We start from the raw sequence: 23119 nt of genomic DNA, 5'->3' as shown, positions 1-23119 counted from the left end.
CCCAGTCGCTTTGCTTGGTCTGCAGCATCATCAAGGCTCAACTGTGACGTATAACGAAAGGGCATCATCACCGCCTCAACCCGATCTTTACCCAAGGCATCAACCGCAATGGCGAGGGTTAGGGCTGAATCGATACCGCCAGATAAGCCTAAAACAACACCCTTAAAGCCGTTCTTATTGACGTAGTCGCGAACACCCAACACGAGAGCGCTATAGACACTTTCCAGTGAATCCACATCGGCAGCCTGCACTGCCGATGTGACTTTCACCGAGCCTTCAATAGAAATTTGCGCCGGGTACAAACCCTCTTCGAAGGCCGGCGCCTGCATAACAACCTTACCCAAGCGATCAACAATCATTGAATGGCCGTCAAACACCAACTCATCCTGACCGCCGACCTGATTGATATACACAATCGGCATGTCACCCTGGACAGCCCGTTCTGCCAACAAAGCCCGTCGTTCCTGAGTCTTACCGCAATGATAGGGCGAGGCATTAATATTCAACATCAGCTGAGCACCAGCCTCTCGGGCTTGCAACATGGGTTCTTGATGCCAAATATCTTCGCATACGGATATTGCAGCCTTTATGCCTGCAATTTCCACAATACAAGCCTGATTGCCTGGCAGGAAATACCTTTTTTCATCAAATACCTGAAAATTTGGCAGCTGCTGCTTTGCGTATTCGGCAACCAGCTTACCTGCCGATATATAACCCGCCATGTTGAACACGCGACCAGCCACGACCTTCGGGTAGCCGATCAGGATGTCGGCGCGCAAGCCTGCCTGGCAAATTGCCTCTATAGCCCGATCAATACGCCACTCCAAGCTAGGCCGAAGCAGTAAATCCTCAGGCGGATAGCCCGTTATAACCAACTCGGGAAACAACACCAAATTGGCTTGATGCTCAGCCACAGCTTGCTCGGCCCTAGCGATAACAAGTGCGGTATTGCCGTCAATATCACCGACCAAAGGATTAATTTGCGCAAGTACTATATTCAAGGGTTTTGGCTGCATTATTCGATCACCGACTACCAGGGGGCGCTATTGTCGACCAAACATGCACGGAACGCAAAATACCGTTTCCATAAACAGTAATATATAGTGAGTACGCCAGCAGATTCGGACGCCATATGACGACACCTAAAAACGAAACTCAACAAAACGACCTACTTGGTTTTGAAAGTACGCTCACGCTTTTACGCATATACAGCTACTACCGAGTGCTTTTAGGTGCGCTATTACTGTTTATGTTTCACGGCGGGGTTTCATCCAACACCCTAGGTAACCTAGCCCCGAGCGTCTTTTCTTACACCTGTATTATCTACACGCTGATAGGCCTATGGACTCTCATCTCACTTTGGCGCAAAAACTTTCAACCAAGCCAACGGCAACTTTTAATCCAACTGACTATTGATATCGCCGCAATAACACTACTCGTTAACAGCAGCGGCAATGCCACTAGCAGCTTAGGCTACCTACTCATTATTACCGTCGCCTACGGCGGTATATTCTTAAACCAGCAGCTCTCACTACTATTGGCCGCTTTTTCAAGCCTGTCCGCCATTGGCGCCGGCGTGTTAGATGCTGTCGCCAAAAACGGGGGCGACCGCAGTTTATTTTCAGCCGGCGCGCTCGGCATTCTCTTATTTCTAACGGCGCTGTTATTTAGGTACCTCACCCTTCGGCTACAAACTAGCCAAACGGAAGCGAAGCAACAGGCGGCGCTAGCACAACACATACAGTCTTTGGCGCAACAAATTGTCGAGCGCATGAACACCGGCATCATCGTGACAAATAAAAGCCACGCATTGGTTCTAGCTAACAACGCGGCATACAGACTGCTCAGCATCCCCTCAAGCGAACCCTTAACAAGTATACCCACACCTATTAAAGATATGCTCCAGCGCTGGTCCGTAAGCGGCGCGCACAAGCAGCAGCTGTTTAAGCCGGAGGGTAGCAGTAAGGAGGTGAGAGTGAGTTTTGCCGCACTAAAAATTGACCAGCAAAGTGATACACTTATTTTTTTAGAAGACAATCGTCAACTCATGCAACATGCACAACAACTGAAACTTGCCTCACTTGGAAGACTAACAGCCAGCATTGCCCATGAAGTGAGAAACCCTCTAGGTGCAATCAGTCACGCTGGGCAACTACTGGCGGAGTCGCCTACGATTGCGGCTGAAGATAGAAATCTGACGGCGATCATTGCTCGCCATTCAGAGCGAGTAAACAACATTATCGAAAACGTACTTCAGCTTTCACGCCGCCAACAAGCCAAAGCACAGACCTTTGATGTTATCTCCTGGGTAGAAAATTTTGTTGAAGAGCTTCAACAAGGTCCCTATAACCAAGCACACATTCAAACCCAACATCAGCACGCATCGCTACTCGCAACTATGGATGTTTCACAGCTTCACCAAGTTATGATAAATCTCTGCGACAATGGCTTGCGCTATAGCCAAGCTAGCACAGGGATACAAAGCCTTGTTTTAATTACAGGCATCGATGAAAGATCTGGATTGCCATATATAGATGTCGTCGATGCAGGCACCGGAATCAGCAAAGACAAAGCAACGTTACTGTTCGAACCGTTCAATACCGATCACGTAAGTGGAACAGGCCTTGGCCTCTACCTCTCGAAAGAACTGTGCGACGCGAACGAAGCAACACTAGAATATAAGCCGACATCAGAAGGTAAAAGCTGCTTTAGAATTTGCCTAGCACACGATCAAAGGGTGTTAAATTGAACAAGAATTCCGCGCTCATTGTTGATGATGAGCCAGACATATTAGAGCTCCTGAATATCACCCTGACCAGGATGAATTTTAATTGCGTGCTTGCCGCATCACTCAGGGAGGCCGAGCAAGCACTCGCTGCACATCAATTTGACATCTGCCTAACCGATATGAGAATGCCAGACGGCAGCGGCATAGACCTGGTAAAGCTCATTCAAAGCAATCACCCAGATTTACCCGTTGCCGTCATTACCGCACACGGCAACGTCGACATAGCCATAGAATCCATGAAAGCAGGTGCCTTTGACTTTTTGTCAAAGCCTATCGACATTGAAAGATTGCGCGCATTGGTAAAAACCGCGACCAAATCTGGTGCACCAGAAGCGGCGCTGGACAATGAGTTACTGGTCGGCACTACCGATGTGATGCGCAAGCTGAAACAGCAAATTCATAAATTAGCCAGAAGCCAAGCACCCATTCTAATCACGGGGGAATCAGGCTGCGGCAAGGAACTCATTGCGCGCTCCATCCACGCGCAAGGCCCCAGATGCGATGGACCATTCATCGCAATAAACTGTGGTGCGATACCCAGAGAACTTATGGAGAGTGAGTTTTTCGGTCATAAAAAAGGCAGTTTCACAGGCGCCAACGCCGACAAAATTGGTTTATTTCAAGCGGCAGAGGGCGGCACACTTTTTTTAGATGAAGTAGCAGACCTGCCACTAGACATGCAAGTAAAACTATTAAGAGCTATCCAAGAAAAGGCTATCAGACCGGTCGGAACCCAAGCAGAGCAAAAAACAAACATTCGTATTCTAAGTGCCACGCATAAAAATTTGCAAAATGAGATTGTAGCCGGCAACTTCAGGCAAGATTTATATTATCGAATAAACGTCATTCATCTACACGCACCGGCACTGCGAGAGCGAATGGACGACCTTGAAGCTTTAACTTCCGCAATACTGAATAAACTTGCTGCAACTTATGACTCAGAAAAAATCACACTAACACCAGATGCGATCAAGCACCTCAAACGCTACCCCTTTCCAGGTAACGTGCGCGAACTAGAAAACACCCTTGAAAGGGCCTTTACACTCTGTGAAGGGAACACTATTCGTGGAGATGACCTTCAACTTGCACCGATGCAAGTGGAAACTTCCGCAACACAGAGTGAAGAGTTGAATGGGCAGGCGCTTGATAAGAAACTCGAGGAAATTGAAATGTCTTATATTACCAAAGCGTTAGAAGAAACACGCTGGAACAGAACTGAAGCTGCTAAAAAGCTCGGCATCAGCTTTCGCTCGCTGCGCTATCGCTTGAAAAAGCTAGGACTTGACACAGATTGATTTAGTCAGCTACTTTTACCCAAGCATTAAAATAACCAGCTATTGTAGAAATCATACAAGGCGGCAAACAATTAGACCGAGCCAAGGATGGCCATATGAAACAAGGAGTTTGTTTAGGCTTTACATTGCTGGAACTAATCATCAGCATTTCGATTATTGTGATTATTTCCAGCATTGGCGTCCCAGCATTTCAACATCTCGTTGAACAAAACAAAGCCATTACAACAACTGACCTACTAACCAGAACAATTATTCTTGCCCGAACACAAGCAATCATGCTTGGGCAAACAACAACACTCTGCCCAAGAGAAAATGATTCGAGCTGCGGAGACAACTGGCAAGAAGGCATCAATATTTTTATAGACCAAAATATAAACGGATACTTGGACGAAGGTGAAACACTCGTTTACGCGACACAAGCCTTCGAACCTGGCAGCCAGATTAAATGGAAGGCCTTTGGCAATAAAAATTATTTAAGTTTTAGCCCGAGAGGCTTTACATTACATCAAAATGGAAGTTTTTATTACTGCCCAAAAAGTAAAGATGCCCACTACGGCAGAGTCCTTATCCTCAACAAAGCGGGTCGCGCCCGGCAAGGCCTCGACCTCAACAACAATGGCATCCCTGAAACATCGTCAGGGGTCGATATAAGCTGCTAGCTAAACCTATTGCCGACTTCAAAATGATATTAACGGAGCTCTTTAGGCAAGGAGAACGCAATGGTTTCCACAGCGCCAGACATCTCCTGAGGCGCCTGAGCACCGAACTGCTCAAGCTGCTGAATCACCTGGCGCACCAATACTTCTGGTGCGGAAGCCCCGGCTGTCACGCCGATAGAGCGCTTACCGCTGAGCCACTCTGCAGAAATATCTTCTGCCGAATCAATGAGATAAGCCTCTGCACCACAGCGCTGGGCCAATTCGCGCAAGCGATTGGAATTGGAGCTATTGACGGAGCCAACAACCAGCACGAGATCACACTCCAGCGCGAGCTGTTTAACGGCATCTTGGCGATTGGTGGTGGCGTAGCAGATGTCGTCTTTCTTTGGGCCTTTGATATTGGGAAACTTAGCGCGTAGCGCATCAATAACCAGAGCCGTATCATCCATCGACAAGGTTGTTTGGGTCACATAGGCGAGATTATTCGGGTCTTTTACCACCAGGCTGGCAACCTGCTGCTCGTCTTCAATCAGATAGATAGCACCGCCATTCACCCGCTCGTATTGGCCCATGGTGCCTTCGACCTCAGGATGCCCCTGGTGACCAATGAGAATGCACTCTGTACCCGAGCGAGAGTAGCGGGTAACTTCGATATGAACCTTTGTCACCAATGGGCAGGTGGCATCGAACACCCTGAGCTGCCGACCATCCGCCTCTTTGCGCACCGCTTGTGAGACGCCATGGGCACTGAAAATAACAATCGTGTCGTCTGGCACTTCTTCCAGCTCATCGACAAAAATCGCGCCTCGAGCGCGCAAGTCCTCGACCACAAATTTGTTGTGCACAACTTCATGGCGCACATAAATAGGCGCACCAAATACATCGAGCGCTCGATTGACAATATCGATGGCACGATCGACACCGGCACAAAAACCCCGCGGGTTGGCGAGTTTTATCTCCACCGCATGTGTCGTTGGCGCATCCGCGATAGCACTCATCAGCTTTCCTCTCCAATACTGACAATCTGCACATCGAAAATAATATCTTGGCCGGCCAATGGGTGATTAAAATCCACCGTAACCTGCTCAGCCGTAAACGCTGTTATAACACCAGGCAATTCAGCTTTTTGCGCATCGGCAAAAGACACCACTAAACCCTCGGCTAATTCCATATCGGCAGCGAAAGCCGTGCGCGGCATAACCTGCACATTATTGGGATTAGTCTGACCAAAACCATGCTCGGGAAGAATCACAAAGGATTCGCGTTGACCTTCGCGCATACCAAGCAAGCAGCGCTCAAACCCCTGCAGCATATTGCCATCACCCAAGGCAAATGTTGCCGGTTTAGCGTCAAAGTTTGAATCGATCACACTACCATCGCGTAGCGCGAGGGAAAAATGAATCGTTAATTGGCTGCCCTCGGCAACAACTCTATCGGACATAGCAATTTACTCAGCAGTTTTAGCTTCAGGCTTAGGGCGCAACATATCGAGCAGTAACATGACCACGCCGACGCAAATGGCGCTATCGGCAATATTGAACGCCGGCCAATAATGATCCTCGTAATGCAGCGAAATAAAATCCACCACATAACCAAACTGAACGCGATCAATTAAATTACCTATTGCGCCACTCAGCACCAAACTCAAGGCTGTCGACTCCCAGCGATTGGCGACCCCTAGTTTGGCAATCCACACCACAAGCACCACACTCACGACGGCGGCGATGGCGGTGAAAAACCAACGCTGCCAACCACCTTGGTCGCTCAGAAAACTAAAAGCCGCGCCAGGGTTGTGCAACAAGGTCCAATCAAAAAACGCCGTCACATACACCGGCTGACCGTAGCTAAGATGCTCAGTTGCCATCGCTTTTGTCACTTGATCTAAGCCAACAAAAACTGCGGCCAGCAGGTATATCAAACAGAGAAAACCCGACTTATTCAAATTAAGCAAAGTGGCGCTCCTCACCAGAACCGGTCACATTATCAACGCAGCGCTCGCACAACTCTGGGTGCTCGGCATTAGCACCCACATCGGCGCGGAAATGCCAACAGCGCGCACACTTAGGTTGCTGCGATTTAATGGCAATTACCTTAAGGCCTTTCACCTCGGTATCCTGGGCAACATCAGTAGCCGCCGCTAAGGGTTGGCAGTCAGCTTGCGACGCGATCAAAACAAAGCGAAGCTCATTTTTTAATTTCATTAAGGTTGCTGCCAGCTCATCCACTGCGAACAGAGAAACCTCTGCCGAAAGCGAGGCGCCGAGTTCACCGGCGGCACGTCGCTCTTCAAGCACCTTATTGACAGCATTCTTTGCCGCCGCAACCTGTTGCCATTCCGCTTTACTTAGCAGGCTAGCTGAACTGGCCTTGGGGAAGTCATACCACTTGGCGACAAACACAGACTCGGTGCGTTCGCCGGGAATAAATTCCCACATTTCATCGGCGGTGAAACTTAAAATAGGTGCTATCCAGCGAGCGAAGGCTTCAACTATGTGATGCAAAGCCGTCTGGGCAGAGCGACGAGCTAAGCTATTCTCTTGCGTGGTGTACTGGCGATCCTTAATGATATCCAAGTAAAAACCGCCCATATCCACCACACAAAAGTTATGTAACTTTTGATAGATCTGGTGAAACTGGTATTTATCGTAAGCCTTTAAAATCTCGCCCTGCAATTCAGCAGCGCGCTCTACCGCCCAGCGATCTAGCGCCAACAAATCATCCATAGCCACGGCGTGCTCAGCTGGCTCAAAACCAGTGAGGTTGGACAACATAAAACGCGCCGTATTGCGAATGCGGCGATAGGAATCAGCAGTGCGGCGCAATATTTCATCGCTCACACTCATTTCTGTGCTGAAATCCGTCGCCGACACCCACAGGCGTAACACGTCGGCACCTAAGTCGTTCATCACTTTTTGCGGTGGAATAACGTTGCCGATAGATTTGGACATCTTGCGGCCGTTTTCGTCCACGGTAAAACCATGGGTCAAAACAGCTTTATAAGGTGCAGTGCCATTAATGGCCACAGCCGTTTTGATCGACGACTGAAACCAACCGCGATGCTGATCCGAACCCTCTAAATAGAGGTCTGCTGGATACTGTAAATCGTCGCGACGGTTTAGTACCGCGTGATGCGTCACGCCCGAGTCGAACCATACATCGAGGGTATCTAACACCTTGGTGTAATTTTCCGCATCGGCGCCAAGCAACTCTTTCGGCTCAAGATCAAACCAAGCATCCATACCGGACTGCTCAACTCTCTTGGCCACTTGCTCGATCAAATTTACGGTGTCTGGGTGCAGCTCCTGGGTGTCCTTATGCACGAACAATGCAATAGGCACACCCCAGGTACGCTGGCGCGAAACACACCAGTCGGGCGAAGAATCCAACATGGAATCAATGCGCGCGCGCCCCCAATCGGGGAACCACTGAACACCGTCCACGGCAGCGCGAACATTTTTTAGTAAACCATTTTGCTGCATGCTCACAAACCACTGCGGCGTTGCACGGAAGATCAACGGCGTTTTAGTGCGCCAGCAATGCGGGTAAGAGTGGGTAATTTTACTGTGCGCCCAGAGCGCTTCGCGCTGCTTCAGCAAATCGATGACTTTATCGTCAACTTTATACACATGGTCGCCGGCAAAATACTCAACTTGGGGCCGGTAATTACCTGCGTCGTCGATATAGTTTAGCGTTCCTATACCATTGGCCTTGCCGACCACGAAGTCATCCATACCGTGATCGGGTGCTGTGTGCACACAGCCGGTACCGGCATCCGTGGTTACGTGATCGCCCAAAATGACCGGTAAATTTTTCTCATAAAAGGGATGCGATAGCTGCAGCTGATTTAACGCGCTGCCCTGAAAACGCAATAGCACATCGGCCTGCGCTAACTCGATTTGTTTTATCACCGCCTCATACAAAGCCTCGGCAACAATGATGCGCTCGTCGCCCGCCTGCACCAGCACATAATCTAGCGCAGCGTTGACGCTCACCGCCTGACTCGATGGCAAGGTCCAAGGCGTGGTGGTCCAGATAACCACCGATAACTTGCCGCTACCGGGCAATGTACCAACGCGCTTAGCCAAATCAGCCAAGTCGGCCACCGGGTAGCGGACATAAATCGAGTTAGAGGTTTTATCCTGATACTCGACTTCTGCTTCTGCTAGCGCAGAGCCACCCACCACACTCCAATACACCGGCTTAAAACCGCGCATCAAGTGGCCATTTTCAGCAATGCGACCCAGGGCGCGAATGATGTCGGCCTCGAATTTGAAATCCATGGTCAAGTAGGGATTATCCCAATCGCCAAACACACCCAAGCGAATAAAATCGGCCTTCTGCCCTTCCACTTGCTTAGCAGCGTACTCGCGGCATTTTTGCCGAAAAGTTTTGACATCCACCTTAACGCCAGCCTTGCCAATTTTCTTTTCCACATTGTGTTCAATGGGCAAGCCGTGGCAGTCCCAACCGGGCACGTAGGGCGCGTCAAAACCAGACAGTGTTTTCGACTTGACGATAATGTCTTTAAGAATTTTATTGACCGAGTGCCCGATATGAATATCGCCATTGGCGTAGGGCGGGCCATCGTGCAGAATAAATTTTTCCGCACCAGCGCGTGCCTGACGAATGCTGTCGTAAAGTTTACCGTCCTGCCACTTCTTCAGTGTTTGCGGTTCGCGGTTGGCAAGGTTTGCCTTCATCGCGAAATCAGTTTGCGGTAAATTTAGCGTGGGCTTGTAATCGGTCATGGTTTGTAAGCCAATAATTTCTAATGGATTGTCAAAAAATAGTTAATTTACTGTATTTCTAAAATACGCCTTGCCTGCTTCGATATCTGCTTGAAGCTGTGCGGCGAGCGCGTCCAGCGAAGCAAACTTTTGCTCCTCGCGCAGCTTGCTGCAAAAAATCACCTGAATGCTTTTGCCGTAGATGTCCTCGGAAAAATCAAACAAGTGAACTTCTAAAATCGGCTTGGCGTCGTCCAACACCGTTGGCCTAACCCCGACGTTAGCAACACCTTGATAACAAGCACCATCAATCACAACGCGAACGGTAAACACGCCATTGAGTGGCGAGCGATAGCGGTGCAAGTGCACATTCGCGGTAGGTACACCAATGGTGCGCCCCAGCTGCTGGCCACGCACAACTTTGCCAGCCATGCTGTAGGGGCGGCCGAGTAACTGCTCTGCTTGGGCAAAATCAGCCTGCTCTAACACCTCGCGAATACGCGTACTACTGACCCGCACATCGCCTAAGTTAAAGGTTTTGGTATTGCACACACCAAAACCCTGTTGCGCGCCGGCGGCCAGCAAAAAATTAAAGTCTCCAGCCCTGTCGCAGCCAAAGCGAAAATCATCGCCCACCACCAAGTATTTAACCGCCAACCCGTCTACCAATACCTGCTGGACAAATTGTGCTGCGGTTAAGTGGCGCAACTGGGCATTGAACGGCAGGCAAAATACCTGATCGACGCCTTGGTCAAATAAGGCCGTCACTTTATCGCGCAAGCGCATCAACCGTGCCGGTGCGCGCTCGCCAGAAAAATACTCGTGCGGCTGGGGCTCAAAGGTCATCGCCGTGGCTTGCACCTCCAAGGCCTTGGCCTTGGCGCGCAACTGTTTGAGCATCGCCTGGTGCCCCAAGTGCACGCCATCGAAGGAGCCAATAGTTAACACGCTGCCGCGATGGCTATCGCGCAGATTATGCAGACCATGAATGAAGGCTTGACGAGACACGTGTGAACCCAGATTTAACGAGGCAGCAGTATAACTCAGGCTAAAGCCCCGAGCACCTGCCGCCCCAGCAGGACGCCGATTAACCGATAATATCGATCAGCTCTACATCGAATACCAGTGCTGAAAAAGGTGCAATGGCACCACCGGCACCGCGCTCGCCATAGGCCAGCTGGTAGGGGATGTGCAGTTTCCACTTAGAGCCTACGGGCATCAATTGCAGCGCTTCGGTCCAGCCGGCAATCACGCCGTTGACGGGAAACTCTGCAGGTTGACCACGATCATAGGAGCTGTCGAACACAGTGCCGTCGATCAAAGTGCCATGGTAATGGGTGCGCACAGTGGCACTGGCCGATGGCTTGGCGCCTGTGCCTTCGTTAATCACTTCGTACTGTAAACCAGAATCTAGGGTGATCACGCCGTCGCGCTTGGCATTCTCAGCCAAATAAGCCTCGCCGGCACCGGAGGCCGCCTTGGCTTGCTCGGCCTGCTTGGCACGCATGCGCTCGCTAATAACTTGGAATGCCTGCTGCAAGTTCTGCTCGTTAACTTGGCTATGTTTGCCGGCTAATAAATCTGCCAAGCCCTCAACCACGGCATCTGCCGATAAACCCTCAAACGGATTGGACATCAACTGCTCTCCCATCTGGCGGCCAATCCCGTAGCTCACCTGCAATTCAACACTATCGAACTTATTTGACTCAGACATTACAAACCCATTATCCAAAAGGGTGACAGTCTATCAGATGTCACCGGCCAGATGCGATCGGCCAGATGCGGTCGGCCAGATGCGGTCGGCCAGATGCGGTCTGGCGCGACGTCAGTGGCACGAGCCTAGTGGATTCTATGGGGCGCCAGCTCTATTGCCTCGAGCCGATTGCCCAACACACTGACCAAGCCATTATTCCGATCTTCACCGGTAGCGGTAAATTCGAAACTGTAGATACGTCGAATACGAACCCAGCCGTTGGGGTCGCGCGCTACGCTCAACTTGTGCAGCACAACGGTGCTATCGAGCAGCTGAACACCCTGCTCCTCGCAGCGGCGATGTACCGCCTTGACCGATAGCTCCTTCAGCCGTGCCACTTGCAAGCTATACCAACCGAACCAAAAGATGCCGAAGATAAAAATAAGGTCAGTTATCTCAAGCATCAGTTTCTTCGTCTTTATTGCCGATCAGCACTTTATAGTTTTCACCGTAGTCAGCTAAATCTTCGGCCAGCAGCGCCTTAAATTGTTGACTGTAATCACTCAAAGATTGATCAAAGTCCTCCTTGAAGGACTTGCGATCTATCGAGCTAGCCGCCAAGGCATAGGCATTAAACCGCGCCGCTGCACACAGCAAGGCGCCGCCCACCTCAGTTAAACCCAGCGTCTCGGGCGCATCATTGGCCTGCTCAATAAACTTTTCCACCAGCGCCCAAAAGGCGTCATCTTGCTGAGCCATGCTCTTATCCTCAGTGATTCCGTAAATGTCTCAATCTCAAGCCGGTAAGCGTCAGCACCGCGATATAGGCAAAGAGTCCTGCGCAGCACAACAAGGCTAAATTCATCGCCCGCATCAACCAGCTCAACTCATGCCAAGATGGCGCCATAGTCAAACCTGCCAATAAAACTGCCGCCATAGCGATATTCGCCAGCAGCATCCGCCCCCCGTGCCGCAGCCACTCGCTATCGAGTGTAAGCACTTGCTTAGCACGCAGACCTTTAAATAACAGCCACGCATTCAACAGTGCCGATACAGAGGTGGCTAAAGCTAGGCCCACATGGCCCAAATTACAGTAATAATAAAGTGGCAGCACAAACGCCAAATTCAACACCATGTTGGCCACCATTGCGATAATGCCGATGCGCACGGGGGTTTTCATATCTTGGCGCGCGTAAAACCCCGGCGCCAACACCTTGATCAACATAAACGCGGTCAAGCCCACCGCATAAGCTTGCAGGCTGGCCGTGGACATGGCGATGTCCTGCGCGGTGGTTTTGCCGTACATGAACAGGGTGGTCAAAATGGGGCTCGCCAACAGCAGCAGCGCGAGCGTTGACGGCAGCGCAATCAAGAGCACCATGCGCAGCGACCAATTCAAGGTGGCGGAAAACTTCTCGCTATTCACACCTGCGTGCTGGCGCGACAAGCTCGGCAAAATAACCGTAGCAATAGCGACGCCAAACACGCCCAGCGGCAATTCGGCCAAACGGTCGGAGTAGTAAAGCCAAGACACAGACCCGGTGGGTAAAAAGGACGCCAGCACCGTATCGAGCAACAAGTTAATTTGACTGACCGACACGCCAAACAGCGCCGGCACCATTAAAGTGAGCACTCGCTTTACGCCAGGGTGTTGAAAATCAAGGCTCGGCACCGGCAGCAGATGCATGCGCACAAGAAACGGCAGCTGGAACACCAACTGGATACAGCCGGCCGCAAACACGCCCCAGGCCAAGGCCATCACCGGCACGGCAAACCAGTTGGAAGCCACCAGCGCGGCGAAGATTAAGGTGATGTTTAAAAACACCGGCGTTATCGCGGGAATGGCAAACCGGTCATAGCTATTTAAAATCGCGCCGGCAAAACCGGTGAGGGATATCAACATCAGGTAGGGGAAGGTGATACGAATCATATCGCTCACCAGGGCAAACTTCAGCGCATCGCCGGCGAAGCCTGGCGCAAACAGCCAAGCCACCAGCGGTGACGCAACACAGGCAAATACCGTCAACACAAACAGGGCCGAGCCAAGGCAACCGGCAACTGCGTTAATCAACTCCTTTACTGCGGCGTGGCTGCCATTCGACCGATACTCAGATAACACCGGCACAAAGGCCTGGGCGAAGGCGCCCTCGGCAAACAAGCGACGCAGGAAATTAGGGATTTTAAAAGCGACGAAAAAGGCGTCGGCGCCAGCTTCCGAGCCGATAAAGCGGGCAAAAACGATATCGCGCACCAAGCCTAAAATGCGCGACATAAAGGTCATTAGCGACACGACACCACTCGCTCTCAGCAAGCCGTGCTGGGCCTTGGGTCCTGCGGGTGGTGTGGGGGCATCGCTCACGGAAAGATTTCTACGCTAAATAAAGCCAGCGAGTTTACCGGTTTATTCGCGGCGGCAACACACCAGCTTGGAAAACGCAGAGGCGGTCGGCATCGGATAAGGGAAGACAGGCAATCGGCGCCTAATGATTTTAGCCCTAGTGCACCTTGCCGATACAAACTGACAACTAAAGCAATAAGCTCAACCCAGCAAACCAAAATCGGGAAAAGTTAGCAAGCGCCCACTAACGGGGAAATGCTCAGGTTGCGACCGCTACTCAACCTGCCAGAGCTCGTCGAGGTCTTTGAAAGCCCACTTATCGGTGGGCTCGCGGCTAACGATCTTCTCATCAACCTTGCTGGAGGCTAAATCGAGCAGGACCGGGGCGATACGAGTGTTGTTTGCCACACTAAAGAATACCTTCACCTTGGGCTTCAACAGAGCACCAGGACTTTGCTCCACAACAATACCTAGGCGATTAGACTGCAGGCGAACCAAAGAGCCAACCGGGTAAATACCTAAGCTTTTAACAAACCCCTGAAAAACCGCCTCATCGAAGTGCCCCTTACTCCACTCGGCCATCTTTTTTATCGATTCAGCCGGGTCCCAGCCTTTCTTGTACGGCCGATTAGAGGTGATGGCGTCATAGACATCGCACACTGCCGTCATCTTGGCAATCAAACTGATGTCCGCGTCGAGCAGCTTGTGCGGGTAGCCACTGCCATCGGTTTTTTCATGGTGATGCAAACAGGCATCCATCACCTCTTGGCTCGCATTGCCCGCCTCCACCAGCAACTCATAGCCCTTCTTCGGGTGCTGTTTGACGATATCAAACTCTGCGTCGGTCAGCTTACCAGCCTTGTTGAGGATCGACATGGGAATCAGCGCCTTGCCCATGTCGTGCAGCAGCCCCGCCAGGCCAGCCTCCTTCACTTGATCCTCGGGCAAGGCAAGCTCTCGCGCCAGCGCAATCATAAGTGCACACACGGCAACCGAGTGCATATAGGTGTACTCATCGGCGGTCTTCAAGCGCGCCAAACTGATTAAAGCCCCGGGGTTGCGGCTAACGGAGGTGGATATCTCCTCCACCATCGCCTTGCAGTGCTCGGCGTCCACCGCCTTACCCATACGCGCCTCGGAAAACATCTGCTCAACGGCAGAGCGCGCCCTATCACAAATTTTACGAGCTCGAGCCAACTCCTCGCCCATTGAAACCCGCTGCGGCTTGGCCTTAGCCTCAGATGCCGCCAATTGCTCCAAGTTTGGCTCTTCGACCGCCGGCAGGGCGCGCGCTTCAGCGTCGGATAGACCCAAGCCCTTTGTAGGATCGATCCACAGCTCGGTAATCGAGCTCTGCAAGATGCGCGCGAGATCGTCATCCGAAGCAAGCACGAAGCGGCTGCGCCAGAAGGGATGCTCCATCCACGAGCCGCAAAACTCCTCGATAAACATCCCTTTCTGCAACATCTGCTTGGGGATCTTCTGCATACCAAGCTTGCCCATCAACAACTACCACCCATCTGATTAATATCACCAACCAACTAAGCCTAGTGCCGGGTTGATCAAAACGCCAAAAGCCAAATCGATGTTGACATCATTTTGAAAATGAGCATAATGTCGCGTCCTAGATTTGTACCAAGTTATTCACAGGAGCAATACGGTGGCTAATTCACCCCAAGCTAAAAAACGTGCTCGTCAGAACGAGAAGGCTCGTAAGCACAACGCCAGCCTGCGCTCCATGACGCGCACATATTTGAAAAAAGTGCTCTCAGCGATCAAAGCTGGTGATCACGCTGCAGCTACCACGGCTTTTGCCGCAGCTGTACCTGTTCTTGACCGCATTGCGGACAAGGGCATCATTCACAAGAACAAAGCAGCTCGTCATAAGAGCCGCTTAAACGCGCAAATCAAAGCACTCGCTGCTTAATTTGAACGTTTTTGTGATGATCTAAAAAAGCCGGCGCAAGCCGGTTTTTTTATGCCTGAACCAAGCCGGACGGCCGGACCCTGCAAGCTGCAAGCTGCAAGCTGCAAGCTGCAAGCTGCAAGCTGCAAGCTGCAAGCTGCAAGCTGCAAAAAGTGTGGCCTCCCACTTTATCTAAGGCAACAAAAAGCCCCCTTTAAGGAGGCTTTTTGTTAGAAAAAAGGCGGGGCATCTCTGCCAACTTACCGCTTTTAGCCTGTAGCCTGTAGCCTGTAGCCTGTAGCCTGTAGCCTGTAGCCTGTAGCCTGTAGCCTGTAGCTTATCCAAACCCTAAATCAAACTTAACACCAAGTTATCTCGGTGAATAAGCTCCACCTGATCCACATAACCCAATACGCCTTCAATTTCGTCGCTGGGCAGGCCCGCAATGCGACGCGAGTCGAGGGCGCTGTAGTTCGACAAACCGCGCGCCACCTCGTTGCCCTCGGAATCCAAGCACAGCACCATGTCGCCCCGGTTGAAGGTGCCAAACACCCCCGTCACGCCCACCGGCAGCAAACTGGAACCCTGAGTGCGCAAACTATGGGCTGCGCCATCGTCGATGATGTATTCGCCACAGGTCTGCAGGTGCCCGGCCAGCCAATTCTTACGCGCCGTTTTCGGCTCCTCATCGGCCAATAAAAGCGTGCCCAATTCCTCACCTTTCGATAGACGGTCGATCACATTATCGATACGCCCACCCACAATCACGGTATGCGTGCCCGAGCGCGCCGCCAAACGCGCCGCCCGCACCTTGGTCACCATGCCACCACGACCCAAAGCACCGCCGTCGCCGGCCATGGCATCTAAACGCTCGTCTGAGGCAGGCAAGCGGTTGAGCATCTTCGCATTGGGGTTGGAGCGCGGATCGGCGTCGAACATGCCGTCTTGGTCAGTGAGCAGAATCAGCACGTCGGCTTCCACTAAGTTGGCCACCAAGGCGCCCAAGGTATCGTTGTCGCCAAAGCGAATTTCTTCGGTGATAACCGTGTCGTTTTCGTTCACCACCGGCACCACACCCAACTCAATCAGGGTGTTTATGGTGGAGCGAGCATTGAGGTAGCGCTCGCGCGAGGCGAGATCGTCGTGCACCAACAAAATTTGCGCGGTTTGAAGGTTGTATTTGAGAAATTCTTTTTCGTAATTATGCACAAGGGTCATCTGACCTACCGCGGCAGCCGCCTGCAACTTATGCATTTCATGGGGCCGTGTGGTCCAGCCCAGGCGCCGCATACCGGCCGCTACAGCACCGGAAGACACCAACACAAGCTCGATACCCTGTGCCCGTAAACGACCCATTTGCTCAACCCATCCCGCAATAGCCGGTCTATCTAAACCCTGGCCATTATTGGTTAACAGCGAGCTGCCAATCTTTACAACCCAACGTTGTTTATTGACGATTTCAGTGCGTTTACCACTGGTATCCATGAAACTCCTTCCCTATATTGTTGTGAATGGACGTTGCGAAATTCTTCCTGCGCTATGCCGCAAAGCGCTAGGGCTCATAGACAAACTCGACGTCGTAGTCATCTTCATTCCAATCGTCGTCATCGCCACCATCTTCGCCCGCCGCTTTGCGCTCGGCCTTGCGTGCGTGGTAGCGCTCGCGCAATTCGGCAATGCGCTCGCGCGCCTCGCGCTGCATTTGCTCCTGCGCTTGAAGCTCGGCCTCAGCCTTATCGGGATCTTCCTCTTCAGCCTCCCAAACAGCTTCCAAGTGATCCATCAAGCGGCCCGCTAATTCTTCAGTGCCCTGCTGATTAATACCGGCAATTTTAAATACCGGGCCCTGCCAATCCATCGCCTCAATGAGCTCATCGCAACGGGCATTGAACTCTTCCTCGGGCAGCAAATCGGCCTTATTAAGCACCAGCCAGCGCTCGCGCTCAGCTAGTGTAGGGCTAAAGGCATCTAGCTCTTTGGCAATAGCCAGTGCATTTTCTGTGGGGTTAGACTCATCAAAAGGCGCCATATCCACAAGGTGCAACAGTACCCGGCAACGGGTTAAGTGCTTCAAAAAACGAATACCCAAGCCGGCACCCTCAGAGGCGCCCTCAATTAAACCGGGTAAATCCGCCACCACAAAACTGCGGTGCGCCTGCACCTTTACCACACCTAGGTTCGGCACCAGCGTGGTAAACGGATAGTTAGCCACCTTCGGCTTGGCCGAGCTAACCGCGCGAATAAAGGTCGACTTGCCCGCATTGGGCAGCCCCAGCAAGCCCACATCGGCCAGCACTTTTAACTCCAGCTTCAAGGTGCGCTGCTGGCCCTCGCTGCCGTGCGTGGTCTTGCGCGGCGCGCGGTTCGTTGAGCTCTTAAAGCGCAAATTACCTAGGCCGTGCCAACCACCGTGCGCCACCATCAACTGCTCGCCAGCGGCCTTGATGTCGCCCAAAATTTCGTTGGTTTCGGCATCGATAATCGTGGTGCCCACCGGCACCTTTAAAATAACGTCGTCACCTTTAGCCCCCGTGCACTGAGCCGGGCGACCTTTCTCGCCATCGGCGGCGCGATATTTGGGCTGGTAGCGATAGTCGATCAAGGTATTGAGGCTAGCATCGCCCTCCAAATACACACTGCCGCCATCGCCGCCGTCGCCGCCATCTGGGCCACCGTTTTCGACAAATTTTTCACGGCGAAAGCTCAGACAGCCGTTACCACCCTTACCGGCGGCTACAAAAATGGGCGCCTCATCAACAAACTTCACACGTTACTCCTGCCGCAATGGGCGGTATTTGCCAGCCTACAGCTGAAAAATTACATAAAGACTAAAACGCAAAAAGCCCCATCGCGGACGACAGGGCTTTCCGTAAAACCAAGAGCTATACGCCGAAATTAGGCAGCAGGAATAATGCTGACGAATTTACGGTTGTTAGCGCCTTTTACTTCAAACTTCACTTCACCGGTAGCCTTGGCGAACAAGGTGTGATCCTTGCCAACACCAACGTTCTCACCTGCGTGGAAACGAGTTCCGCGCTGACGAACCAGGATGTTACCTGCTAATACTACCTGACCGCCAAAGCGCTTTACGCCAAGACGTTTACTTTCGGAATCGCGACCGTTACGGGTACTACCGCCAGCTTTTTTGTGAGCCATGAGTCAATACTCCTTTAATTAAGCTTTGATGCTAGTGATTTTAACTTCGGTGAACCACTGACGATGACCTTGACGCTTCATCGAGTGCTTACGACGACGGAACTTAACAATTTTTACCTTGTCAGCACGGCCGTGGCTTACAACTTCTGCGGTAACCAGTGCGCCTTTAACAACAGGCTCACCCAAAGAAACTTTGTCGCCATTGGCAACCAATAGCACTTTGTCGAACTCGATCTTGCCGCCAGTGGCAACTTCGATCTTTTCTAGCTTAAGGGTTTCACCCTCGATCACACGGTGCTGCTTACCACCGCTTTCGAATACTGCGTACATATTTCCGCTCCAATTCACAAAACTGGACGACACGAAGTAGCGCACCTATTGTCAGGCTTGCATTTTATCAACTTGCGTCGTGTGCAATTTCAGGGTGCGCGATTCTACTTCATCGACCAACTAACCGCAACCTCCTTATGTCATACTTCTTCACTAACCTTGACACCCCCACTCGCCCTGCCTAGCATGCGATCCGCCCAGACCTGCAAAGTGAAACTTCTATGTTGTCTTTCCACAAAGCCGTTGCCGCTGATTTCGAGCAGGTCAACCAACTTATCATCAAGCAGCTGCACTCAGATGTCGGGCTGGTGGAGAATATCGGCCACTACTTAGTAGAAGCAGGCGGCAAGCGCTTGCGCCCACTACTGGTGCTGCTTTGCGCCAACGCGCTGGGCTACAAGCAAGCCGCGCGGCTCGACCTGGCCGCCATTATCGAATTTATCCACACCGCCACGCTACTGCACGACGACGTGGTGGATGTATCGGCCCTGCGCCGTGGCCGCCCCACCGCCAACGCCCAATGGGGCAACGCGCCCTCGGTGCTGGTGGGCGACTTCCTCTACTCGCGCGCCTTTCAGATGATGGTCGGCATCGGGCGCATGGAAATCATGAACATCCTTGCCAATACCACCAACGTCATTTCCGAAGGGGAAGTGCAGCAGCTGGTCAATGCCAAAAACCCAGACATTAGCGAAGCCGACTACTACACCGTCATTCACAAAAAGACTGCGGCACTATTCGAAGCTGCCTGTGAATCAGCAGCACTACTCGCCGGCGCACCGAAAGACACTCAAGAACAACTAAGAGCCTATGGCTATCACCTAGGCCTAGCCTTCCAACTGGTCGATGACGCCCTAGATTACGAAGGCGATGCCGCCACACTGGGCAAAAACGTCGGCGACGACTTAGCCGAAGGCAAACCCACACTGCCGCTATTGCGCGCTATGGCTCTCGGTGACGCAGAGCAAAAAGCGCTGATCGCGCAGGCTATCCGCAGCAGCGACGCCAGCCTGCTCGGCCAAGTACTGGCCGTGGTAAAAGCCACCGGCGGCTCCACCTACACCCTAGATGCAGCCAAGCATCAAGCCCAACAAGCGATAGCCAAGCTGGCTGTTTTACCCGACTCCAGCTATAAACAGGCCTTGGTCGATCTGGCCAATTTCAGCGTAGCCCGCGACCATTGACCCGCTGTTTAGCCTAAGATCTAGGCTAGACAACCACTCCTCAGCCGGTAGAATGGCGGGCTTTGCAGACTGGGCTTTGGCCCCACCACGAAGAAAGGCGATATATGATCCCTGCTGACAGAAAGAATGCCTACACACGCGACGATTTACTCGAGTGTGGCCATGGCCGCATGTTTGGCCCGGGCAACGCCCAACTACCCATTCCCAACATGCTGATGCTCGACCGCATCGTGCATATCGCGGCCGAAGGTGGTGAGTTTGGTAAAGGTGAAATTGTCGCCGAGCTGGATATCAATCCAGACCTCTGGTTTTTCGACTGCCACTTCCCCGGCGACCCGGTCATGCCAGGCTGCCTCGGCTTAGATGCCATGTGGCAGCTAGTGGGCTTCTTCCTCGCCTGGAAAGGCAACCCCGGTCGCGGACGTGCGCTGGGCTCAGGTGAAGTGAAATTTACCGGCCAGATTCTACCCACGGCGAAGAAAGTCACCTACCACATTAACTTAAAGCGCGTGATCGAGCGCAAACTGATCATGGGCATCGCCGATGGTCGCGTATCCGTTGACGGCAAAGACATTTATTTCGCCAAAGACCTACGCGTCGGCTTATTTGGCAACACAGACGCCTTCTAATAATATCCATTTGCATTGGCAATCCAAAAAGCAGCTATCGCACTCTTGTGCGATAATTGCCAGATCGAGCGCTCGCACCTTTCGACGAGGCTCGACCTAACTTCAATCAGAGGTCACTTATGAAACGCGTAGTAGTTACCGGCTTAGGCATCACTTCCTGCATCGGAACTGACAAAGCATCCGTTGTCGAGGCTCTGCGCGAAGGCCGTTCAGGCATTCGCTTCAAGCAAGAATATGCGGACATGGGCTTTCGCAGCCAAGTGGCTGGCGTTGTTGATATAGACCTGAAAGAACACATAGACCGCAAAACCTTGCGCTTCATGGGCGATGCTGCCGGCTACTCCTACGTGGCCATGAAGCAGGCGATCGAAGACGCCAAGCTGAGCGAAGAGCAGGTATCGAACGAGCGCACTGGCCTGATCATGGGCTCTGGTGGCGCCTCGTCGGCCAATTTAGTTGAATCCGCCGACATTGCCCGCGAGAAAGGCATCAAGCGCGTTGGCCCCTACCGCGTCACCCAAACCATGGGTTCGACGGTATCGGCTTGCTTGGCCACGCCGTTCAAAATCAAAGGCTACAACTACTCCATCTCCTCTGCCTGCGCCACCAGCGCACACTGCATTGGCAATGCGATGGAATTGATTCAGATGGGCAAACAAGACATCGTCTTTGCTGGCGGCGGCGAAGAAGAGCACTGGACCTTAACCGCGCTGTTCGATGCCATGGGCGCCTTGTCTACCAAGTACAACGAAACCCCACAGCAAGCCTCGCGCGCCTACGACGCCGAGCGCGATGGCTTTGTGATAGCCGGTGGCGGTGGTTGCTTGGTGCTAGAAGAATACGAGCACGCGAAAGCCCGCGGCGCGAAAATTTACGCAGAACTGGTTGGCTACGGCGCCACGTCTGACGGCTACGACATGGTTGCGCCCTCGGGCGAAGGCGCGCAGCGCTGCATGAAGATGGCCATGTCTACTGTCAATGGCGACATCGACTACATCAACTCGCACGGCACCTCCACCCCCGTGGGCGACATGGCCGAGCTGGGCGCGATTCAAGCCGTGTTCGGCGACAAGTCACCAGCCATCAGCTCGACCAAATCCCTCACCGGTCACTCATTAGGCGCCACCGGTGTTCAAGAAGCCATCTACTGCTTGTTGATGATGGAAAACAAATTTTTGTGCGCCAGCGCCAATATCGCGGCCCTAGATGAAGCGGCCAAGGGCTTAAACATTTTAACCGAGCGCAAAGAAGTGGCTATTAAGCGCGCCATGTCGAACAGCTTCGGCTTCGGCGGCACCAATGCCTGCCTCGTGTTCGAAAAGCTAGACTAAGCAATACCCGCTACATAAAAACACCCGCAGCAGCGGGTTTTTTTATGCTCGAAAATCTAATTATTAACATTTAGCTGAACATCTAAGCTCAACACCTAAAACCAACAGCTAAGTAACCCAGCGCAGCCTAGTCATTTTCCACCACCGCAGAATCCACTTCGGCGAGCAAGCCGCGCCGATCTAACCAGCGCCGCACAGCGGGGCGCAAGCCTTGGCGCCAGCTTCTCGGCTGCAATCCAAAGCAATCGCGCAAACGCCTAACCTCTAACACGGCACTGTTGTCGGTTTCCGTTTCAATGGCCTCCAACTGCAACAGCCGTCCGGTCTCCGCTTGCACCATGTCTTGAATCTTGTGAGCAAATACCGACTCAGAACACACATCGCTGCTGCCGAAATGCATCACGCCCCAGTTGTTGGCACCGTAAATAATTTGCTGGGTAACCGCGTATACCGCGCGCACCACATCGCTAACCATTACCGGCGTACCGCGCCAATGCTCGCTGATAACTGTCGACCGACCGGCTTCAAAATCGGCCAGCAACCGAGCCAGCAAACTGCCGCCCTCGGTGGACAGCACCCAGCTCGAACGCAACACCAAAGACGAGGGAAGCGCGCCCAAGATCGCAGACTCAGCCTGGGCGAAAGCCTTGGACAAATCGCTTGCCGCCTTCGGCACATCCGCCTCGGTGTGGCTGACCTTGCCCTCGCCATGAAAAATCCGGTAGCTCGACAGGTGTAACACCGAGGCCGACGATCCGGCCAAACACCGACCCAAACACTCGGCGCCGTCGGCTAACAAATCGGGCTTAATCGCCGTGCCCTCGCCCCAGCCGATGGTGTTAAGCACGAGATGCGGTTTGACTTCGGCTAGGTATTCGCGCACTTGCGACTCATCGCGCCAACTCAGCTCGGCTGGATGCTCGGCAACAAAACGAAATGTTGTGGACTCGAACTTATTTCTCAGGCCAATACCTAAAGGGGAGGAAGTGTCCGTTAGCAGAATATTAATGGCCATAGTTAAGAGGGAAACACGCTACCGATAAAATAATGAAAGTAGAGATACTCTACTCGCCCGAGACCCGC

The 23119-nt window shown here is 52.4% G+C and carries 23 protein-coding genes (1 of these 23 cut by a window edge); 7 read left to right on the top strand and 16 right to left on the bottom strand.

Translation table 11 applies throughout. From position 1 onward, the window contains the following. Positions 1-1016 carry the 5' portion of an NAD+ synthase gene (locus QWY82_RS06950; RefSeq protein ID WP_290260843.1) on the bottom strand. Its footprint begins 616 nt before the window's first position, so the window shows 1016 of its 1632 coding nt (coding positions 1-1016); its start codon is at positions 1014-1016; its stop codon lies off the left edge, out of view. Between the two features lie 116 nt (positions 1017-1132). On the opposite strand from QWY82_RS06950, the gene QWY82_RS06945 reads away from it, so the two are divergent. From QWY82_RS06945 to QWY82_RS06935, 3 genes are all read left to right on the top strand, one after another. Further along, positions 1133-2749 carry a sensor histidine kinase gene (locus QWY82_RS06945; RefSeq protein ID WP_290260842.1) on the top strand — a complete coding sequence of 539 codons (1617 nt, stop codon included), beginning with the start codon at positions 1133-1135 and terminating at the stop codon, positions 2747-2749. Beyond that, on the top strand, positions 2746-4083 hold the full coding sequence (locus QWY82_RS06940) for a sigma-54-dependent transcriptional regulator (RefSeq protein WP_290260840.1): 1338 nt from the start codon (positions 2746-2748) through the stop codon (positions 4081-4083). The genes QWY82_RS06945 and QWY82_RS06940 overlap by 4 nt, the downstream gene beginning before the upstream one ends. 95 nt (positions 4084-4178) lie before the next feature. Continuing rightward, entirely contained in the window at positions 4179-4742 is a 564-nt protein-coding gene (locus QWY82_RS06935) for a GspH/FimT family pseudopilin (RefSeq protein ID WP_290260838.1), read from the top strand. 29 nt (positions 4743-4771) lie between these two features. Here the strand turns inward: QWY82_RS06935 and ispH are convergent, their stop codons facing one another. The 10 genes from ispH to QWY82_RS06885 form a co-directional block, all read right to left on the bottom strand. After that, positions 4772-5704 (bottom strand): 4-hydroxy-3-methylbut-2-enyl diphosphate reductase, encoded by a 933-nt coding sequence (gene ispH, locus QWY82_RS06930; protein WP_290263491.1) that lies wholly within the window; start codon positions 5702-5704, stop codon positions 4772-4774. A 35-nt stretch (positions 5705-5739) separates the two neighbouring features. Beyond that, positions 5740-6183 carry an FKBP-type peptidyl-prolyl cis-trans isomerase gene (locus QWY82_RS06925; RefSeq protein WP_353958678.1) on the bottom strand — a complete coding sequence of 148 codons (444 nt, stop codon included), beginning with the start codon at positions 6181-6183 and terminating at the stop codon, positions 5740-5742. Positions 6184-6189: 6 nt separating this feature from the next. Beyond that, the gene (lspA, locus tag QWY82_RS06920; RefSeq protein ID WP_380736642.1) at positions 6190-6684 is read right to left on the bottom strand and encodes a signal peptidase II; all 495 of its coding nucleotides are present in this window, start codon (positions 6682-6684) and stop codon (positions 6190-6192) included. A 1-nt stretch (position 6685) separates the two neighbouring features. Continuing rightward, positions 6686-9490, bottom strand: a complete 2805-nt coding sequence (gene ileS / locus QWY82_RS06915) for an isoleucine--tRNA ligase (RefSeq protein WP_290260836.1) — start codon at positions 9488-9490, stop codon at positions 6686-6688. A 42-nt stretch (positions 9491-9532) separates the two neighbouring features. After that, positions 9533-10477, bottom strand: coding sequence for a bifunctional riboflavin kinase/FAD synthetase (gene ribF / locus QWY82_RS06910; protein ID WP_290260835.1), 945 nt, complete (start codon positions 10475-10477; stop codon positions 9533-9535). Positions 10478-10556: 79 nt separating this feature from the next. After that, complete coding sequence (gene bamJ, locus QWY82_RS06905) at positions 10557-11183, bottom strand: BamJ family beta-barrel-assembly machinery protein (RefSeq protein ID WP_290260834.1); 627 nt, start codon at positions 11181-11183, stop codon at positions 10557-10559. A 125-nt stretch (positions 11184-11308) separates the two neighbouring features. Then, positions 11309-11626 (bottom strand): DUF3301 domain-containing protein, encoded by a 318-nt coding sequence (locus QWY82_RS06900; RefSeq protein ID WP_290260832.1) that lies wholly within the window; start codon positions 11624-11626, stop codon positions 11309-11311. Continuing rightward, positions 11619-11921, bottom strand: coding sequence for a DUF3144 domain-containing protein (locus QWY82_RS06895; protein WP_290260831.1), 303 nt, complete (start codon positions 11919-11921; stop codon positions 11619-11621). Before QWY82_RS06895 ends, QWY82_RS06900 begins: the two co-directional genes overlap by 8 nt. Before the next feature lie 10 nt (positions 11922-11931). Beyond that, the gene (gene murJ, locus QWY82_RS06890) at positions 11932-13443 is read right to left on the bottom strand and encodes a murein biosynthesis integral membrane protein MurJ (protein WP_380736644.1); all 1512 of its coding nucleotides are present in this window, start codon (positions 13441-13443) and stop codon (positions 11932-11934) included. Between the two features lie 330 nt (positions 13444-13773). Continuing rightward, positions 13774-14988: a cyclic di-GMP phosphodiesterase gene (locus QWY82_RS06885; protein WP_290260827.1), complete on the bottom strand. Its 1215-nt coding sequence runs from the start codon at positions 14986-14988 to the stop codon at positions 13774-13776. 172 nt (positions 14989-15160) lie between these two features. Between QWY82_RS06885 and rpsT the strand changes: the two genes are divergently transcribed. After that, entirely contained in the window at positions 15161-15427 is a 267-nt protein-coding gene (gene rpsT / locus QWY82_RS06880) for a 30S ribosomal protein S20 (RefSeq protein WP_290260825.1), read from the top strand. Between the two features lie 327 nt (positions 15428-15754). On the opposite strand, the gene proB is transcribed toward rpsT, so the two are convergent. From proB to rplU, 4 genes are all read right to left on the bottom strand, one after another. After that, complete coding sequence (proB, locus tag QWY82_RS06875; protein WP_290260824.1) at positions 15755-16891, bottom strand: glutamate 5-kinase; 1137 nt, start codon at positions 16889-16891, stop codon at positions 15755-15757. A 67-nt stretch (positions 16892-16958) separates the two neighbouring features. After that, positions 16959-18173 (bottom strand): Obg family GTPase CgtA, encoded by a 1215-nt coding sequence (gene cgtA / locus QWY82_RS06870; RefSeq protein WP_290260823.1) that lies wholly within the window; start codon positions 18171-18173, stop codon positions 16959-16961. 128 nt (positions 18174-18301) lie between these two features. After that, on the bottom strand, positions 18302-18562 hold the full coding sequence (gene rpmA / locus QWY82_RS06865) for a 50S ribosomal protein L27 (protein ID WP_290260822.1): 261 nt from the start codon (positions 18560-18562) through the stop codon (positions 18302-18304). 18 nt (positions 18563-18580) lie between these two features. Then, positions 18581-18892, bottom strand: a complete 312-nt coding sequence (gene rplU, locus QWY82_RS06860; protein WP_290260821.1) for a 50S ribosomal protein L21 — start codon at positions 18890-18892, stop codon at positions 18581-18583. 221 nt (positions 18893-19113) lie between these two features. Here rplU and QWY82_RS06855 point away from each other — a divergent pair, with 221 nt between their 5' ends. The 3 genes from QWY82_RS06855 (at position 19114) to fabB (ending at position 22036) form a co-directional block, all read left to right on the top strand. After that, positions 19114-20076: a polyprenyl synthetase family protein gene (locus QWY82_RS06855; RefSeq protein WP_290260820.1), complete on the top strand. Its 963-nt coding sequence runs from the start codon at positions 19114-19116 to the stop codon at positions 20074-20076. 104 nt (positions 20077-20180) lie between these two features. Continuing rightward, positions 20181-20705, top strand: coding sequence for a 3-hydroxyacyl-[acyl-carrier-protein] dehydratase FabA (gene fabA, locus QWY82_RS06850; protein WP_290260818.1), 525 nt, complete (start codon positions 20181-20183; stop codon positions 20703-20705). Between the two features lie 119 nt (positions 20706-20824). Next, entirely contained in the window at positions 20825-22036 is a 1212-nt protein-coding gene (gene fabB / locus QWY82_RS06845; RefSeq protein WP_290260817.1) for a beta-ketoacyl-ACP synthase I, read from the top strand. Positions 22037-22163: 127 nt separating this feature from the next. Here fabB and QWY82_RS06840 read toward each other — a convergent pair whose 3' ends face one another. Continuing rightward, positions 22164-23051, bottom strand: coding sequence for a sugar nucleotide-binding protein (locus QWY82_RS06840; RefSeq protein WP_290260816.1), 888 nt, complete (start codon positions 23049-23051; stop codon positions 22164-22166). Positions 23052-23119: the final 68 nt, after the last annotated feature.

This window comes from Simiduia curdlanivorans, assembly GCF_030409605.1.
Classification (GTDB): Bacteria; Pseudomonadota; Gammaproteobacteria; order Pseudomonadales; family Cellvibrionaceae; genus Simiduia; species Simiduia curdlanivorans.
The sequence above is the reverse complement of the archived record's forward strand: the minus strand, read 5'-3'. Positions and strand labels throughout refer to the sequence as shown.

Coding starts and splice junctions, on each gene's coding strand:
- rpmA (WP_290260822.1), bottom strand. CDS start 18,562: ATGGCTCACAAAAAAGCTGGCGGTAGTACCCGTAACGGTCGCGATTCC.
- QWY82_RS06840 (WP_290260816.1), bottom strand. CDS start 23,051: ATGGCCATTAATATTCTGCTAACGGACACTTCCTCCCCTTTAGGTATT.
- QWY82_RS06935 (WP_290260838.1), top strand. CDS start 4,179: ATGAAACAAGGAGTTTGTTTAGGCTTTACATTGCTGGAACTAATCATC.
- bamJ (WP_290260834.1), bottom strand. CDS start 11,183: ATGTCTGAGTCAAATAAGTTCGATAGTGTTGAATTGCAGGTGAGCTAC.
- QWY82_RS06925 (WP_353958678.1), bottom strand. CDS start 6,183: ATGTCCGATAGAGTTGTTGCCGAGGGCAGCCAATTAACGATTCATTTT.
- QWY82_RS06900 (WP_290260832.1), bottom strand. CDS start 11,626: ATGCTTGAGATAACTGACCTTATTTTTATCTTCGGCATCTTTTGGTTC.
- QWY82_RS06885 (WP_290260827.1), bottom strand. CDS start 14,988: ATGCAGAAGATCCCCAAGCAGATGTTGCAGAAAGGGATGTTTATCGAG.
- QWY82_RS06895 (WP_290260831.1), bottom strand. CDS start 11,921: ATGGCTCAGCAAGATGACGCCTTTTGGGCGCTGGTGGAAAAGTTTATT.
- fabA (WP_290260818.1), top strand. CDS start 20,181: ATGATCCCTGCTGACAGAAAGAATGCCTACACACGCGACGATTTACTC.
- fabB (WP_290260817.1), top strand. CDS start 20,825: ATGAAACGCGTAGTAGTTACCGGCTTAGGCATCACTTCCTGCATCGGA.
- QWY82_RS06945 (WP_290260842.1), top strand. CDS start 1,133: ATGACGACACCTAAAAACGAAACTCAACAAAACGACCTACTTGGTTTT.
- proB (WP_290260824.1), bottom strand. CDS start 16,891: ATGGATACCAGTGGTAAACGCACTGAAATCGTCAATAAACAACGTTGG.
- QWY82_RS06855 (WP_290260820.1), top strand. CDS start 19,114: ATGTTGTCTTTCCACAAAGCCGTTGCCGCTGATTTCGAGCAGGTCAAC.
- murJ (WP_380736644.1), bottom strand. CDS start 13,443: ATGACCTTTATGTCGCGCATTTTAGGCTTGGTGCGCGATATCGTTTTT.
- ileS (WP_290260836.1), bottom strand. CDS start 9,490: ATGACCGATTACAAGCCCACGCTAAATTTACCGCAAACTGATTTCGCG.
- rplU (WP_290260821.1), bottom strand. CDS start 18,892: ATGTACGCAGTATTCGAAAGCGGTGGTAAGCAGCACCGTGTGATCGAG.